The organism is Nocardioides sp. (assembly GCF_044226765.1).
Classification (GTDB): Bacteria; Actinomycetota; Actinomycetes; order Propionibacteriales; family Nocardioidaceae; genus Nocardioides.
Map to the genome: position 1 here is coordinate 68,224 of NZ_JBGAGJ010000014.1, position 16,446 is coordinate 84,669.

Consider the following 16,446-nt stretch of genomic DNA (forward strand, 5'->3'; position numbering starts at 1 on the left):
CCTCACACCTCTTCGACCGAGCTGGGCTCGCGGCGGGACAGGTCGATGCCGAGCTCCTCGGCGGCGCGGAAGACGTCCTCCTCCGCGTCGCGCATCTCGATGGTGGAGCCGTCCTGCGACAGCACCTCCACGTTGAGGCAGAGCGACTGCATCTCCTTGACGAGCACCTTGAACGACTCCGGGATGCCGGAGTCGGGGATGTTCTCGCCCTTGACGATGGCCTCGTAGACCTTGACGCGACCGGGCACGTCGTCGGACTTGATCGTGAGCAGCTCCTGGAGGGCGTAGGCGGCGCCGTACGCCTCCATCGCCCAGACCTCCATCTCGCCGAACCGCTGTCCGCCGAACTGGGCCTTTCCACCGAGGGGCTGCTGGGTGATCATCGAGTACGGCCCCGTGCTGCGCGCGTGGATCTTGTCGTCCACGAGGTGGTGCAGCTTGAGGATGTACATGTAGCCGACCGAGACCGGGTCCGGGAACGGCTCGCCGGAGCGGCCGTCGAACAGGCTGGCCTTGCCGGTCGCGTCGATCATCCGCACGCCGTCGCGGTTCGGGGTGGTGGCCCCGAGCAGACCGGTGATCTCGTCCTCGCGGGCGCCGTCGAACACCGGCGTCGCCACCTTGGTGCCGGGGGCGGCCTTGTCCGCGTGGATCTTGATGATCCGCTGCTTCCAGTCGGCGTCCTTCTTGTCCTCGGACAGGTCGAGGTCCCAGCCCTGCTTGGCCAGCCAGCCGAGGTGGAGCTCGAGGATCTGGCCGATGTTCATCCGGCGCGGGACACCGAGCGGGTTGAGGATCACGTCGACCGGGGTGCCGTCCTCCATGAACGGCATGTCCTCGACCGGCAGGATCTTCGCGATGACGCCCTTGTTGCCGTGGCGTCCGGCGAGCTTGTCACCGACGGAGATCTTGCGCTTCTGGGCGACGTAGACCCGCACCAGCTGGTTGACGCCCGGCGGCAGCTCGTCGCCGTCCTCGCGGTCGAACACGCGGACGCCGATGACGGTGCCGGACTCACCGTGCGGGACCTTCATCGAGGTGTCGCGCACCTCGCGCGCCTTCTCGCCGAAGATCGCGCGCAGCAGGCGCTCCTCCGGGGTCAGCTCGGTCTCGCCCTTGGGGGTCACCTTGCCGACCAGCACGTCACCGGTCGTGACCTCGGCGCCGATGCGGATGATGCCGCGCTCGTCGAGGTCGGCCAGCATCTCCTCGGAGACGTTCGGGATGTCCCGGGTGATCTCCTCGGGGCCGAGCTTGGTGTCGCGGGCGTCGACCTCGTGCTCCTCGATGTGGATCGAGGTGAGGATGTCCTCCTGCACCAGGCGCTGGCTGAGGATGATCGCGTCCTCGTAGTTGTGGCCCTGCCACGGCATGAACGCCACCAGCAGGTTGGTGCCGAGCGCCATCTCGGCGTCGTCGGTGCACGGACCGTCGGCGATCGGCGAGCCGACCTCGACCCGGTCGCCCTCGGCGACCAGCGGCCGCTGGTTGATGCAGGTGCCCTGGTTGGACCGGCGGAACTTGGCCAGCTTGTAGGTCGAGTAGGTGCCGTCGTCGTTCATCGTCTCGACGACCTCGGCGGACACCTCCTTGACCACGCCGGCGGCCGTGGCGACCACGACGTCCCCGGCGTCGACAGCGGCGCGGTACTCGATGCCGGTGCCGACCAGCGGCGCGTCGCTCTTGATGAGCGGCACGGCCTGGCGCTGCATGTTCGCACCCATGAGTGCACGGTTGGCGTCGTCGTGCTCGAGGAACGGGATCAGGGCCGTCGCGACCGACACCATCTGGCGCGGCGAGACGTCCATGTAGTCGACCTCGTCGGCCAGGATCTCGGAGACCTCACCGTCGCGCTGGCGGACCAGCACCCGCTCCTCGACGAACCGGCCCTTGTCGTCGAGCGGCGCGTTGGCCTGCGCGATGACGAAGCGGTCCTCGTCGTCCGCGGTGAGGTAGTCGACCTGGTCGGTGACCCGGCCCTTCTCCACGCGGCGGTACGGCGTCTCGACGAAGCCGAACGGGTTGATCCGCCCGAACGACGCGAGCGAGCCGATCAGGCCGATGTTCGGGCCTTCCGGCGTCTCGATCGGGCACATTCGGCCGTAGTGCGACGGGTGGACGTCGCGGACCTCCATGCCGGCGCGGTCGCGGGACAGACCGCCGGGACCGAGTGCGGACAGGCGACGCTTGTGCGTCAGGCCCGCGATCGGGTTGGTCTGGTCCATGAACTGCGAGAGCTGCGAGGTGCCGAAGAACTCCTTCAGCGCCGCGACGACGGGGCGGATGTTGATCAGCGACTGCGGCGTGATCGCCTCGACGTCCTGGGTCGTCATCCGCTCGCGGACGACGCGCTCCATGCGGGCCAGACCGGTGCGCAGCTGGTTCTGGATCAGCTCGCCCACGGTCCGCATCCGGCGGTTGCCGAAGTGGTCGATGTCGTCGGCCGAGATCTCCAGGGTGCCCTGCGGCGCCTCGACATCGGTGCGGCCGTCGTGCAGCGCGACGATGTACTTGATCGCGGCGACGACGTCGTCGATGGTCAGCGTCTGCTGGTCGAAGGCCTCGACCAGGCCGAGCTTCTTGTTGATCTTGTAGCGACCGACCTTGGCCAGGTCGTAGCGCTTGGGGTTGAAGTAGTAGTTGTTCAGCAGCGTCTGCGCGGCCTCGCGCGTCGGCGGCTCGCCCGGCCGCAGCTTGCGGTAGATGTCGAGCAGCGCCTCGTCCTGGTTCTGGGTGTGGTCCTTCTCCAGGGTGAGCATCATCGACTCGAACTCGCCGAACTCCTCGCGGATCTGTTCGTTGGTCCAGCCGAGGGCCTTGAGCAGCACGGTGACGTTCTGCTTGCGCTTGCGGTCGAGACGGACGCCGACCATGTCGCGCTTGTCGATCTCGAACTCCAGCCACGCACCGCGGCTCGGGATCAGCTTCGCCGTGTAGATGTCCTTGTCGGACGTCTTGTCGGCGGTGCGCTCGAAGTAGACACCGGGCGAGCGGACGAGCTGGGAGACGACCACGCGCTCGGTGCCGTTGATGATGAAGGTGCCCTTGTCGGTCATCAGGGGGAAGTCGCCCATGAAGACCGTCTGGCCCTTGATCTCACCGGTGTCGTTGTTGGTGAACTCCGCGGACACGTAGAGCGGGGCGGAGTAGGTGAAGTCCTTCTCCTTGCACTCGTCCACGGTGTACTTGGGGTCGTAGAACACCGGGTTCTCGAACGAGAGCGACATCGTCTCGGAGAAGTCCTCGATCGGGGAGATCTCCTCGAAGATCTCCTGGAGACCGGACTTGGAGGAGACGTCCTCGCCCTCGGCGCGGCGGCGCTCGACGGCGGCCTGCCACTTCTCGTTGCCGACCAGCCAGTCGAAGCTGTCGGTCTGGAGCGAGAGGAGCTGCGGGAGCTCGAGAGGTTCGGTGATCTTTGCGAAAGAGATGCGACGGTTGCCCTGAGAAGTGGCAGGTCCAGCGGTGCTGCGCGCGGCCAAGAGGTGTCCTTCGACGATTCGCTCTTCGAACAGCGCCCACCCACCACATCGTCCGCCACCGGGCAGGCAGACGCGCATCTGAGGGCAGACGCAAGTTCTCACCCTACCGCACGAGGGCGCGCTTCACAACACCCGACGATCCGGGTTGCCGACGATCATGAACGTCGAACCGGCCCGGGTCAAGCAGCGCGGCCGTGACCTGGGGACGACGACCGCCGGACCAGCCCGCCTCGAGCCCGCGATCAGGTGTCCATGCCGGCGACCAGCCAGTCGTCGCCGACCTTCTCCATGGTCATCGTGACCCAGTTCTTGTAGATCGTCGGCTGGTCGTCGGCGGCGTTGGTGCGGGTCTGGTTGACCAGGAGGAAGACCTGCACGCGGTCGTCCCCGGAGCGCACGATGCCGGAGCGGACCAGCTGGGCGGTGACCACCGTCTTGGTCGACGGCGCGTTCTGACGGATCACGCCCTCGAAGAGCTTGTCGTACTCCGACCGGTAGTCCCCGGTGAGGTACTGCTCGGCGGCGGCCTTCGACTGGTCCAGGCTCGTCGCGTCGTAGGACAGGATCGGGACCACCGCCCGCTCGGCGGCCGACTGCGCCGCGGAGGTCGCGTCCTCGACCGAGCGGTCCGACGGCGTCGTGACGTCGAGCCACGCGCCGACGCCGGCGACGACCAGGACCGCGACGGCCAGCCCGACCAGGAGCCAGGCGGGGACGCCACGCCGGCCGGCACGGTCGGTCTCGGGCTCCGGCGTGGCCGCGACGTGGTCGGGCTCCGCGAGGTCGGCCTCGGCCGTGGGGCCGGCGAGGGCCGCCGCGGCGGCGAGCTCGGCGTCGTACGCCGCCCGCCGCTGCGGGTCCAGCAGCACCTGCGCGGCCTGGTTGAGCGCCGCGAAACGCCGGTCGGTCGGGTCGAGGTCGGCGATCGCGGTCCGCCACGCACCGCGCACCTCCTCCGCCGACGCGTCGGGAGCGACGCCCAGCAGGTCGTACCAGCTGGGGCTCACCGGGGCCGTCACTGGCCCGCTCCCGTCACCGGCGCGTAGTCGTCGACCAGCCAGGCCCCGCCCGTCTTGACCAGGTCGACCTCCCACCGGAGCACGTCCTCCTGTCCGGCGACCCGCTTCGAGGCGTCGTCGGGGTGCCGGCGGTCGGGGTAGCTGCCGGTCAGGCCGCCGGCGACGATGGCGACCGCGGAGTCGCTGTCGATCGACTGGACCCCGACCCCGAAGACCTCCGCGGTGCGGCCGTAGCCGGCCTGCTTCACCGTCTGCTCGGCGATCGGGAGGCCGGTGGACTCGAAGTCGCTGGCGAACTTGGGGGTGATCACCTCGTCGACCCGCTGCTGGTAGCCGGTCAGGTGGCCCTGGTCGTCGAGGTCGTCGGGTCCGTAGGTGTTGAGCCGCAGCACGAACTGCTCGGTCTGGGACATCACGGCCTCGCGCTGGGTCTGCAGGTCGTCGGCCTCACCGCGGCGGTCGGCGAGCAGCCAGACCAGGACGCCCGCGGACCCGAGGAGCAGCACGACGAGGACCACGAGCAGGACGAGCCGGAACCCGGCCGACCGCGGTGCTGGGTCGGTCCGGTCGACGCGGCCGGTCTCGGCCGCGTCCGTGCTCACGTCCACGTTCACCGTGTCAACGGCTGGAGCAGCAGCCATGTCCACGACTCCTTTCCGAAGGCCTGCGGGGCCGGGCGGCCGGGCTGGGCGAGGGCTGGGTCCACCCGAGAGCCCCAGTGCAGGCGGTGCTGCTCCGGGTCGTAGGAGGCGACCGGGGCGCGGTACGCCGCGCCGGGCCGGTCGAGGTTCTGCGGGCCGCGGGCGTTGCTCTCGGTGATCGGCTCGCGGCAACCGGCAGCGGTGTTCATCGGCCGGTTCGAGCCGTCCTGCGGGGGACGTGTGTCGGTGCCCTCGTAGCCGTGGTGGCAGACCGGGTTGGTGGTGAGGATCAGCCCGAAGTGGGCGTCGTAGAGGTGGGTGTCGGGAGACTTCGAGACGACGGTGAAGCCGCCCTCGACGACGTAGGGGTAGATCACCAGGATCTGCGCGATGCCCGGCAGGTGCTTGACGATCACGTCGCCGGTCGTGACCGCGTTGTTGATCAGGTCGGCGAGGTCGACCCGGTTCTCCTCCAGGAAGGTCCGCAGCTGGGTGGCGGTCGCCGACCCGTCGTCGATCACCCGGCGCAGCGCCGCGTCGGAGCCCGCCAGGGTGCCGGTGAACAACCGCAGGTCGCGCGCGAAGGTTCGGATCGCGTCCGCGGAGTCCACCTGTCCGCGCAGCACGGTGTTGCCGTCGCGGATCAGCGCCGTGGTGGTGTCGAAGTTGGCGTTGGCCTCCTCGATGAAGGAGTTGCCGGTGTCGATGATCCGCTGCAGGTCCCTTCCGGTGCCGGCGAAGGCCGTCCCGAGCTCGTCGACGGTGGTGCTCAGGGCCTGTTTGTCGACCGAGTCGACCGTGTCGGAGATGTCGGCGAGGAGCTTCTGCGTCGGGATCGGCGTGCGGGTGTCGTCACGCGCGATCTGCGAGCCGTCGTGGAGGTACGGCGCCCCGTCGGTCTGCGGCTGCAGGTCGACGTACTGCTCCCCGACCGCGGAGCGGTTGCCGACCACAGCGAGGGTGTCGGCCGGGATGTCGTCGTAGCCCTTGTCGATGTCGAGCACCACGTCGACGCCCTCGTCGGTCAGCCGCATGTCACCGACCGATCCGATCTGGACGCCCCGGTAGGACACCTCGCCGCCGGTGAAGATGCCGCCGGAGTCGGCGAAGTGCGCCACGACGGAGTAGTCGTCGTCGTAGACGAGCCGGTCCAGCCGGGCGTACTTCGCGCCGACGTAGCTGACGCCGAGCAGGGTGATGACGACGAACACGATCAGCTGGATGCGGGTGCGGCGGGTGATCATCGCGTCACCATCCCGGGCACGAGGAGGCGGACGAGGGCCGGGTCGAAGAGTCGGGTGAGCTGACCCATCGTCGGACCGTGCCCGGTCGGACCGCGCACCGACCGACCCGGACCCACGGCGGTGCGGCCGAGACCGAGCCCGTCGGGCAGGAGCGAGCCGAGCGCCGACGGCAGCGCGGTGGGCGCAGCGGGCAGGCCTGGGACCTGGTTGAGCGCGCGGCACACGACGGTCTTCTCGTTCTTCTTCTTCAAGCACGCCTGCTTCAGCTTCGAGAGGCCTTCGACGGTGCCGAGCAGCTTCGTGCAGGCCTTGCTCGTCAGGGAGCCGCTGCGGATGCAGCGGGTGACCAGGTCCAGCACCACCGTGGGGTCGACCTCGCTGGGCAGCAGGGTCGGCAGCTGCGTGGGCAGGCCGGACACTCCCCCGGACAGGTCCAGGTTCAGACGGATCGACAGGTTCGTGTAGTCGCCCATGTGCAGGTTGCGCGCGACCTGGGGGTCCCGGCCGACCACCTCGTCGACGAAGGGGTAGGTCAAGAAGACGTTGAACGACTTCACGAATGCGCTGCCGGAGTTGCCGAGCTCGGTGAGCACCGGGTTGAGCTGGCGCAGGGTCTCGATGGTCCCCGCCTTGGACGCCTGGATCACCCGGACGCCGACCGCGCCGAGGTGGTCCAGTGACCGGAGCATCTTGACCAGGTCGGCCCGCTGCTGGTCCAGCGACGTCAGCGCGCTGGGCAGCTGCTCGAGCGCGGCGTCGATGGAGCCCTCCTGCCGGCGCACCGACACGGCGAGGCCGTTCAGGGAGTCGATGGCCCGGACGATCTGCGCCTTGTTCTCGTCGAGCTGGCCCACGAAGGTTCTGATCTGGTCGAGCACGTCACGGGCGACGTCCTCGCGACCGCCGAGCGCCTGGTTCAGCTCGGTCGAGATCGTCTTGAGCTGCGCGACGCCGCCGCCGTTGAGCAGCAGGCTCAGCGCACCCAGGACCTCCTCGACCTCCGGGTTGCGCCCGGTGTGGTCGAGGTCGATCACGTCACCGTCGCCCAGCGGCTCGGCGGAGGGGTCCTTCGCCGGCGGGCTGAGCGACACGAACTTCTCGCCGAGCAGGCTGGTCTGACGGATCTGGGCGATGGCGTTGTCGGGCAGCTCGGTGTCGCGCGGGATCTGCATGGTGACCTCGGCGTGCCGCCCGACGAGGTCGACGTCGGTCACCTTGCCGACGCTGACGTCGTTGATCTTGACCGTCGACTTGGGCACCAGGTCCAGGACGTCGGCGAACTCCGCCTTGACCGTGATCGGGTCGTCGACGCTCGTGCCACCCGGCAGCGGCAGCTTGTAGACGTCGAAGTCGCAGCCGGTCAGCAGCACGGCGCCGGCGAGCACGGCGACCAGCGGCCGCGCCAGGCGCACCCAGGCACTCATCGGTCCTCCTCCGTCGTCGTGGCCGGCAGGAGCCCACCCAGCGTGCGGTCGTAGCGGTCGGCCGAGGTGCGGGCCGCGCCCGCTCCGCCGGTGCCCGGTCGGCCCAGCGCCTGCTGCGCGAGGTCGCACAGCGCCCCGGAGCTGTCCGCCTGGCCCAGGAAGCCGCACAGGAGCGTGGCCGGGTCGGACTGCACCTGGTTGACCAGCTCGCCGAGGTTGGCGTTGGTGTCCAGCGTGCCGGCCTCGGGGTTGTACGTCAGGGCGAGGTTGTTGAGGGCCAGCGGGGCGTCGCTGAGGATCTCGTCGAGCTGGTCGCGCCGCTGGACCAGCACCTTCGAGACCCGGTCGAGGCCGTGGATGTTGCGGCCGAGGGCGTCGCGGTTCTCCTTCACGAAGGAACCGACCTGGCCGAGCGCGGTCGCCAGGTTGCGCAGGGCCGCCGCGAGCTCCTGCCGCTCCCCCGCGAGCATCGACGACGCCGACGAGAGCGACTGGTTGAACCGGCGGACCGTGGAGTCGTTGGTGGCCAGGGTGTGGATGAAGCCCTCGAGCTTGCGGGCGGAGCCGAACAGCTCCTCCTTGTTGTCGTCGAGGGTGGCGCTCAACCGGCTGAAGTCGGAGATCGTCTGGTGGAACTTCGCCCCCTGACCGCCGAAGTTCGCGGCCGTCGTCTCGAGCAGGTCGCTCAGAGCGCCGTCCTTGTTCGCACCGTTGGGGCCGAGCGCGACGGTCAGGTCGTCCAGGCTGCTGTAGATCTGGTCGAGCTCGAGCGGCACCGCGGTGCGGTCGTCCTGCAGCACCGCCCCGTCGGCGAGGACGTCACCGCCGCGGTAGACCGGGGTCAGCTGGACGAACCGGTCGCCGACGATCGACGGCGCGATGATAACCGCCTTGGCGTCGGCCGGGACCTTGACGTCGGCGTCGTAGGACATGGTGACGACCACGTCGGTGCCGTCCGGGGTGACCGAGTCGACCTTGCCGACCGGCACGCCGAGGACCCGGACGTCGCTGCCCTCGTAGACCGAGATCGTGCGCGGGAAGTGCGCGACCAGCGTCTTGGTGGCGTCGGGGCGGAACATCACCACGGCCGCCGCCACGAGCAGCGCCACGATGATGGCGGGAACGACCGCCCGCTTCGCGAGACTCATCGGGCCGCACCTCCGAGTCCGGAGAGGGACGGGGCCGGCGGCATGTTCTGGATGTAGGTGTCGAACCACGGACCGTTGCCGAGCGTGCTGGCGAAGACCCGGTAGAACGGCGCCATCAGGCGCAGGCTGTTGTCGAGGTTGTCCTCGTTCTTGTTGAGCACCGCCACGACGTTCTGGAGGTGGTCCAGGGCCGGGGCGAGGTCGGCGCGCGACTGGCGCACCAGCGCGGTCAGCTCGGTGGAGAGCCGACTGGTGGAGACCAGCAGGTCGTGGACGGCCTGGCGGCGCGCGACGAGGGCGCGGAAGAGCACGTCGGAGTCCTTCATCAGCGCGACGATGTCCTGGTCGCGGGCGTCGAGCACCGTGGTGACCCGGTCGAGGTTGCCGAGCAGCGTGTTGATCTGCGCGTCCCGGGCCGCGATGTTCGACGACAGCGCCGAGACGCCCTGCAGGGCGCCGCGGAACTCCTCGGGGGTGTTGCGGGTCAGGTCGGCCAGGGTGGTCAGCGACGTGGCCAGCCGGTCGGTGTCGATCCGCTCGGACGTCTTCGCCAGGCCCGAGAACGCCTGGACGACGTCGTAGGGCGAGCTGGTGCGGTCGACCGGGATCTCCGACCCCTCCGCGAGCTGGCCGTCGCCGGCCGGCTCGAGAGCGAGGTACATCGCCCCGAGCAGGGTCTTGACCTTGATCGCGGCCCGGGTGTCCTGCCCGAACTCGGACGGGGTGTCGACCCGGAAGGTGACCTTGACGTGGTCCCCCTCGAGCTCGACGCTCTCGACCTTGCCGACCCGGACCCCGGCGATGCGGACCTCGTCCTCGGCCTTGAGGCCGCCGGACTCGGAGAACGCCGCGTAGTAGGTGTCGCCGCCACCGATCAGCGGCAGGTCCTGGGCCCGGAAGGCCATCAGCACCAGCAACGCGACGACGGCGAGGCTGACCGCCCCGACCACGACCGGGTTGCGCTCACGGAAGGGGGTGCTCATCGGGATCCCCTCGGAGTTGTCCGGGGGAGCGGAGCGGAGGAGGAGAAGTTCGTGGGGTACCTCATCCCAGGTCGCACCTCGGGGCGACGGTGGTGCCGGCGGGCGGATAGTCGACCTTGACCGGGTTCTTGAGCCCGGGCAGCTGGACGTCGCCTTGGAAGTGGCACAGGTAGAAGTTGAACCAGGAGCCGTACGTCGCCGTGCGGCCGACCTTGTTGAGCTTGATCGGCAGCACCTGGAGGGCGCGATCGAGCTCGGCCTTGCCGGCGTCGAGGTTGCCGGCGACGCGCCGCAGCTGCTTCACGTCGTCGACGAAGGGCCGCCGGATGCCCGAGACGAGGTCCGCGGTCTGCACCGACAGCGCCGAGATCTGGTCGAGCGACCCGAGGATCGCCTGACGGTCGTCCGCGAGCCCGCCGACGAAGGTCCGGAAAGTGGTGATCAGCCGGTTCAGCTGCTGGTCGCGGTCGCCGACATGGTCGAGCACCTGGTTGAGGTTGTCGATGAGGCTGCCGATCACCTGGTCACGGCTGGCCAGGGTCGTGGTCACCGAGGCGGTGTGGGCCAGCAGGTTCTCCAGGTTTCCTCCCTCACCCTGGAACACCTGGACGATCTCGGCGGACAGCTGGTTCACGTCGGCCGGTGAGAGCGCCTGGAAGAGCGGCTTGAACCCGTTGAACAACACGGTGAGGTCGAGGGCCGGCGTCGTCTGCGAGACCGGGATGGTGTCGCCGGCCTCGAGCCGGTCGGCGGCGTCACCGATCGAGTCCTCCAGCGCGAGGTAGCGCTGGCCGACCAGGTTGCGGTAGCGGATCGTGGCGTGCGTCGCCTTGCTCAGGTGGGTGCTGTCGTCGACCGAGAAGGTCACCAGCGCCCGCGTCCGGTCCACGATCTCCACGCCCTTGACGGTGCCGACCTTGACCCCGGCGATCCGCACGTCGTCGCCCTTGACGACGCCGGTCGCGTCGACGAACTCGGCCTTGTACTCGGTGGTCGGAGTGAAGGAGATGTTGCCGATCGTCATCACCAGGACCGAGGTCGCGAGGGTGGTGACCACGATGAAGATCAAGAGCTTGACCAGGTCGCCGGTGGTGCGCTTGTCGAGGACCTTCATCGCAGCGACACCTCCGCCCCTCGCGCCATCGGACCGACGAGCAGGAGCCCCAGGTCGGGCACGTCGTCCGCGGGGACCCCGAGCGCGGGGCCGAGGACGGAGCGCAGCAGGTCGCTCTCCTGGGTGGTCCCGGCCGACGTGCGGAGGAACTGCGCGGGCGCCACGCGGGACGTGCCCTTGCCGGTGGGCTCGTCGACGCCGTCGTCGAAGTTCGGCTGGTGGCGCACCGGGTTGGACTGGGACCAGGGAGCGTTCGGCAGGTGCAGGCAGTTCGGACCGCGGTCCTCGCCGAAGTGCGGCTTGTCCTGGGGGCCGTAGGGCCGCGGCTGGTTCGGCAGGGTCTCCAGGACGATGTGCAGGGTGAAGTCCCGGAAGGCCTGGGCCTGGAGCACGCCGGCCTTGACGATGCCCCGGGTGAGGCAGGAGAACTCCGGTGCGTACTTCGCGAACACCCGGAACTGGTCCGCCCCGACGTGGCTGAGGCGGATCAGGTTGTCGCCGTTCTGGTCGACGAAGTCGGCCGCGGTGTCGGAGAAGGCGGCGACGTCGTCGAAGAGGGCGTGCAGGCGGGCCTCGCGGTCCTCCAGGGTGCCGGTCGTCCGCACCGTGTTGTCGAGGATGTCGGCGACCTCGGGCATCACCTGCGCGTAGGTGTCGGAGACCTGGGCGGTCATCGCGAGGTCGTCGACGAGCTGGGGGATCTGCGGGTTGATGCGGGTGAGGTAGCTGTCGACGGTCTCGAGGTTCTGCCCGATCTGGTCACCGCGGCCCTCGAGGGCGGTCGCGATGGCGTTCAGCGTCATGTTGAGGTCGGCCGGCTGGACCGTGCGCAGCAGCGGGTAGAGGTCGGAGAGCACCTTCTCGACCTCCGTGGACACCTGCGTCCGCGGGATGGTCTGCCCCGCCTCGAGGTGGCCCGAGGCCGGGTCGTCCGGGACGACGAGCGAGACGTACTTCTCCCCGAACAGCGTCTTGGGGACGATCGACCCGGTCACGTTGGCCGGGATCGTGCCGATCTTGCCGGGGTAGAGGCCGAGGGTGAGCAGCGCGCCGTCCGCGTCGGCCTGGAAGTCGATGACCTCACCCACGATCACGCCGCGTACCTTGACGTCGGCACGGTCCGGCAGCTGCAGACCGATGGTCGAGGTCTGCAGCTTGACCTCGTCGTAGTCCGCGAACTTCTTGGTGAACACCGCGTAGGTCAGGTACGCCGCGGCGACCAGGGCGAGGACGAAGACCACGCCGAGGACCTTGTGGAACGAGCTCACGCGCACGGTGCGCTCACCCCGCCAGCCTGACCGTCGTGGTGGCACCCCAGATCGCCATCGAGAGGAACAGGTCGATCACGTTGATCGCGACGATGCTGGTGCGCACGGCCCGGCCCACCGCGACGCCGACGCCGGCCGGCCCGCCCGAGGCGTTGTAGCCGTGGTAGCAGTGGATCAGGATCACCGTCACCGCGAAGACCAGCACCTTGCCGAACGACCACATCACGTCGTCCGGCGGCAGGAAGGTCGTGAAGTAGTGGTCGTAGGTCCCCGTCGTCTGGCCGAAGAACTTCGTGACGGTGAGCCGGGTGGCGAAGTACGACGCCAGCAGCCCGACGACGTAGAGCGGGACGATCGCGATGAGGCCGCCGATGATGCGGGTGGTCACCAGGAACGGCAGTGACGGGATCGCCATGACCTCGAGCGCGTCGACCTCCTCGGAGATCCGCATCGCCCCGAGCTGCGCGGTGAAGCCGCAGCCGACCGTCGCGGCCAGCGCGATCCCGGCGACCAGGGGGGCGATCTCGCGGGTGTTGAAGTAGGCGGAGACGAAGCCGGAGAACGCCGCGGTGCCCAGCTGGTTGAGTGCGGCGTACCCCTGCAGGCCGACCTCCGTGCCGGTGAAGAAGCACATCGCGGTGATGACGCCCACGGTGCCGCCGATCACGGCCAGCGCACCGGAGCCGAGGGTGACCTCCGCGAGGATCCGGAGGATCTCCTTCTTGTAGCGGCGCAGGGTGCGCGGCGTCCAGGCCAGCGCCTTGATGTAGAACGCGAGCTCGGCACCGAGGCCGTCCAGGGTCCTCAGCGGCTTGTCGTAGACCGCTCGGATGCTTGCCACGGCGCTATCCCGTCTTGGGTGGGACGAGCTGGAAGTAGATCGCGCTCATCACGAAGTTGACGACGAACAGGAGCATGAAGGTGATGACGACGGACTCGTTGACGGCGTCGCCCACCCCCTTGGGGCCACCCGCCGCGTTCATCCCCTTGTAGGAGGCGACGATGGCGGCGATGAGACCGAAGACCAGCGCCTTGACCATGCCCTGCCACAGGTCCGGCAGCTGGGCGAGCGCTGTGAAGCTCGAGAGATAGGCACCTGGTGTCCCGTCCTGCAGCACCACGTTGAAGACGTAGCCACCGGCGACGCCGACGACGCTCACCAGGCCGTTGAGGAAGACCGCCACCAGCATGCAGGCGAGGACCCGAGGCACGACCAGGCGCTGGATCGGGTCGATCCCCAGCACCATCATCGCGTCGAGCTCCTCGCGGATCTTGCGGGCGCCGAGGTCGGCGGCGATCGCCGATCCGCCCGCGCCGGCGATCAGCAGCGAGGTGGCGATCGGCCCGGCCTCGCGCACCACCGCGAGGACGGCCGCCGACCCGGTGAACGACTGGGCACCGAACTGCTTGATCAGGCCGCCGACCTGCAGCGCGATGACGGCGCCGAAGGGGATGGCCACCAACGCGGTCGGGATGATCGTCACCGAGGCGATGAACCAGGCCTGCTGGATGAACTCACGCAGCTGGAACGGGCGACGGAACAGCCCACGGCCGACGTCGAGGCCGAAGGCGAAGAGCTTGCCCGCGGTCCCGACCGGGGCGAGCACCCTGCTCGCGGTGATGCTGGACATCGGCCCCCCTAGCCCGTCGCCAACGACATGTTCTGCTCGAACGAGCCGGGCGGGGGCGTCACGCCGTTCTCCTTGCACCAGTCACCGGGCGGGCGCTGACTGCGCCGCGGGATGCCGTTGGAGGGCTCGAGCTGCATCGGGATCGGCGGCAGCGGCGGGAGCTCCTGGTCCTTCTCGGCCTCCAGCTCGTCGGCGTCCTTCTCCTCCGACATCCCGATCGGACCCACGCGCTGGGCGTTGAGGAACTGGCGCACCACCGGCTCCTCCGAGGACAGCAGCATCTCGCGGGGGCCGAACATCGCCAGGTGCCGGTGGTAGAGCAGCCCGATGTTGTCCGGCACGGTGCGTGCGGTGTTGATGTCGTGGGTGACGATGAGGAAGGTGGCGTCGATCTGGGCGTTCAGGTCGACGATGAGCTGGTTGAGGAACGCCGTGCGGACCGGGTCGAGGCCGGAGTCCGGCTCGTCGAAGAGCACGATCTCGGGGTCCAGCACCAGCGCCCGGGCGAGGCCGGCTCGCTTGCGCATGCCGCCGGAGATCTCACCGGGAAGCTTGTCCTCGGCACCGACGAGCCCGACGAGGTCCATCTTCTCCATGACGATGTCGCGGATCTCGGACTCGGACTTCTTGGTGTGCTCGCGCAGCGGGAAGGCGACGTTGTCGTAGAGGTTCATCGAGCCGAACATCGCGCCGTCCTGGAACAGCACCCCGAACAGCTTGCGGATCTCGTAGAGCTCCTTCTCCGAGCAGGTCGCGATGTCGGTGCCTTCGATGACGATCGAGCCCTGGTCGGGCTTGAGCAGCCCGATGAGGGTCTTGAGGAACACCGACTTGCCGGTGCCGGAGGGGCCGAGCATGACGCAGATCTCGCCGGCCGGGACGGTCAGGGTCACGTCGCCCCAGATCAGCTGCTTGCCGAACGACTTGGTGAGGTGCTCGACCTTGATCTCAACGCCCATGTCAGCCTTTGTCCCTCCATCGCCTGCGCGCGACCCGTCCGGCTCCCGGGCGCACCTGGACCGCTCCCCCATCTCCCACTGACCGGTAACAACGCGACGACCGTCACGAAGTTACGCGCCGGTTTCCTTCCCCAGCGGTCCGCGGCGTACACCTGTGCACCTCGCCGATCTGGACCGTTGACGCGGGGACCAGGAGCACCCGGAGACGGCACGAGGGGCGGCCCACCCGGCTGGGTGGACCGCCCCTCGTGGCGGTGGTGCGTCGAGCTGCGTCAGGCAGTCGTCACTTGAGGGTGACGGTGGCGCCGGCGCCCTCGAGGGCCTCCTTGGCCTTCTCGGCGGCCTCCTTGGGAGCCTTCTCGAGGACGGCCTTGGGGGCCGACTCGACGAGCTCCTTGGCCTCCTTGAGGCCGAGGGAGGTCAGCGCGCGGACCTCCTTGATGACGTTGATCTTCTTGTCGCCGGCCGACTCGAGGACGACGTCGAACTCATCCTGCTCGGCAGCGGCCTCGCCGCCGCCGGCAGCGGCGCCGCCGGCGGCCGGGGCCGCGGCAACGGCGACCGGAGCGGCCGCGGTGACGCCGAAGGTCTCCTCGAACTGCTTCACGAACTCGCTGAGCTCGATCAGCGTCATCTCCTTGAACGCGTCGAGGAGCTCGTCGGTGCTGAGCTTCGCCATGGTGGCGGTTCCTTCCATTCGGGTGGTCCGGCCGCGGTGGCGGCTGGACCGGGTTTCAGGTGGTGTAACGCCTCGGCCCGGTCAGGCCTCGGCGGTCTCCTCGTCAGAGGCGGCCTCGGCGACGGGCTCCTCGGTGGGAGCCGCCTCCTCGGCGGATGCCTCGTCAGCGGCGACCGGCTCGGCCGAGGCCTGGCCAGCACCACCTGCGAGGATCGTGGGGTCCTGCTCGGCCTTCGCCTGCAGCGCGCCCGTGAGACGGGCGGCCTGGGCGAGGGGGGCGTTGAGCAGGTAGACGGCCTGGCTGAGCGACGCGAGCATCGCGCCGGCCAGCTTGCCCAGGAGCACCTCGCGGGACTCGAGGTCGGCCAGCTTGGCCACCTCAGCCGCGTCGAGAGGCTTGCCGTCCAGGACGCCGCCCTTGATGACAAGGGCGGGGTTCGCCTTGGCAAAGTCACGCAGACCCTTGGCCGCCTCGACGACGTCGCCGTTGATGAAGGCGATGGCGGTCGGGCCGGTCAGCAGGTCGTCGAAGCCGGAGATGCCCACCTCGGTGGCGGCGATCTTGGCCAGCGTGTTCTTGACCACGGCGTAGTTGGCGTTCTCGCCGAGTGAGCGCCGCAGGTCCTGCAGCTGCTTCACGGTGAGACCGCGGTACTCGGTCAGCACTCAACGATCTCCGCGACGGCCGCCTGCTTGTCTGCCCGCGCCATGGGTCTCCTTCCGGTGGTCGACCGCCGCGTCGGGCCCCGGAGAAAGACGAACGCCCCGAGCACAGGCTCAGGGCGTGGATGGTCCCGGCTGCTCGCCGGTCCCGCTCTGTCACCTGCGCTGGCCGTCCGCTTCCGCGGAACCTT

Annotated in this window: 13 protein-coding genes and 1 pseudogene; all 14 read right to left on the reverse strand. The window is 69.3% G+C overall.

Annotated elements, in window-relative coordinates; genetic code table 11:
* Positions 1-2 precede the first annotated feature (2 nt).
* Positions 3-3,482 carry a DNA-directed RNA polymerase subunit beta gene (gene rpoB / locus ACILRH_RS21275; RefSeq protein ID WP_395696074.1) on the reverse strand — a complete coding sequence of 1,160 codons (3,480 nt, stop codon included), beginning with the start codon at positions 3,480-3,482 and terminating at the stop codon, positions 3-5.
* Between the two features lie 242 nt (positions 3,483-3,724).
* Complete coding sequence (locus ACILRH_RS21280; RefSeq protein WP_395696075.1) at positions 3,725-4,489, reverse strand: J domain-containing protein; 765 nt, start codon at positions 4,487-4,489, stop codon at positions 3,725-3,727.
* Between the two features lie 8 nt (positions 4,490-4,497).
* On the reverse strand, positions 4,498-5,103 hold the full coding sequence (locus ACILRH_RS21285; protein WP_395696076.1) for a hypothetical protein: 606 nt from the start codon (positions 5,101-5,103) through the stop codon (positions 4,498-4,500).
* Positions 5,104-5,111: 8 nt separating this feature from the next.
* Positions 5,112-6,386 (reverse strand): MCE family protein, encoded by a 1,275-nt coding sequence (locus tag ACILRH_RS21290; RefSeq protein WP_395696077.1) that lies wholly within the window; start codon positions 6,384-6,386, stop codon positions 5,112-5,114.
* Entirely contained in the window at positions 6,383-7,810 is a 1,428-nt protein-coding gene (locus tag ACILRH_RS21295; RefSeq protein ID WP_395696078.1) for an MCE family protein, read from the reverse strand. The genes ACILRH_RS21290 and ACILRH_RS21295 overlap by 4 nt, the downstream gene beginning before the upstream one ends.
* Positions 7,807-8,958: an MCE family protein gene (locus tag ACILRH_RS21300; RefSeq protein WP_395696079.1), complete on the reverse strand. Its 1,152-nt coding sequence runs from the start codon at positions 8,956-8,958 to the stop codon at positions 7,807-7,809. The genes ACILRH_RS21295 and ACILRH_RS21300 overlap by 4 nt, the downstream gene beginning before the upstream one ends.
* Entirely contained in the window at positions 8,955-9,941 is a 987-nt protein-coding gene (locus ACILRH_RS21305; protein ID WP_395696080.1) for an MCE family protein, read from the reverse strand. Before ACILRH_RS21305 ends, ACILRH_RS21300 begins: the two co-directional genes overlap by 4 nt.
* Before the next feature lie 61 nt (positions 9,942-10,002).
* Complete coding sequence (locus tag ACILRH_RS21310; protein WP_395696081.1) at positions 10,003-11,055, reverse strand: MCE family protein; 1,053 nt, start codon at positions 11,053-11,055, stop codon at positions 10,003-10,005.
* Positions 11,052-12,323 carry an MCE family protein gene (locus ACILRH_RS21315; protein WP_395696082.1) on the reverse strand — a complete coding sequence of 424 codons (1,272 nt, stop codon included), beginning with the start codon at positions 12,321-12,323 and terminating at the stop codon, positions 11,052-11,054. Before ACILRH_RS21315 ends, ACILRH_RS21310 begins: the two co-directional genes overlap by 4 nt.
* A gap of 13 nt (positions 12,324-12,336) precedes the next feature.
* Positions 12,337-13,164 (reverse strand): MlaE family ABC transporter permease, encoded by an 828-nt coding sequence (locus tag ACILRH_RS21320; protein WP_395696083.1) that lies wholly within the window; start codon positions 13,162-13,164, stop codon positions 12,337-12,339.
* 4 nt (positions 13,165-13,168) lie between these two features.
* Entirely contained in the window at positions 13,169-13,954 is a 786-nt protein-coding gene (locus tag ACILRH_RS21325) for an MlaE family ABC transporter permease (RefSeq protein WP_395696084.1), read from the reverse strand.
* 8 nt (positions 13,955-13,962) lie between these two features.
* Positions 13,963-14,913 (reverse strand): ABC transporter ATP-binding protein, encoded by a 951-nt coding sequence (locus ACILRH_RS21330; protein ID WP_395696085.1) that lies wholly within the window; start codon positions 14,911-14,913, stop codon positions 13,963-13,965.
* 283 nt (positions 14,914-15,196) lie between these two features.
* Positions 15,197-15,592, reverse strand: a complete 396-nt coding sequence (rplL, locus tag ACILRH_RS21335; RefSeq protein WP_395696086.1) for a 50S ribosomal protein L7/L12 — start codon at positions 15,590-15,592, stop codon at positions 15,197-15,199.
* A gap of 81 nt (positions 15,593-15,673) precedes the next feature.
* Positions 15,674-16,302: pseudogene (gene rplJ, locus ACILRH_RS21340) on the reverse strand (50S ribosomal protein L10).
* Positions 16,303-16,446: the final 144 nt, after the last annotated feature.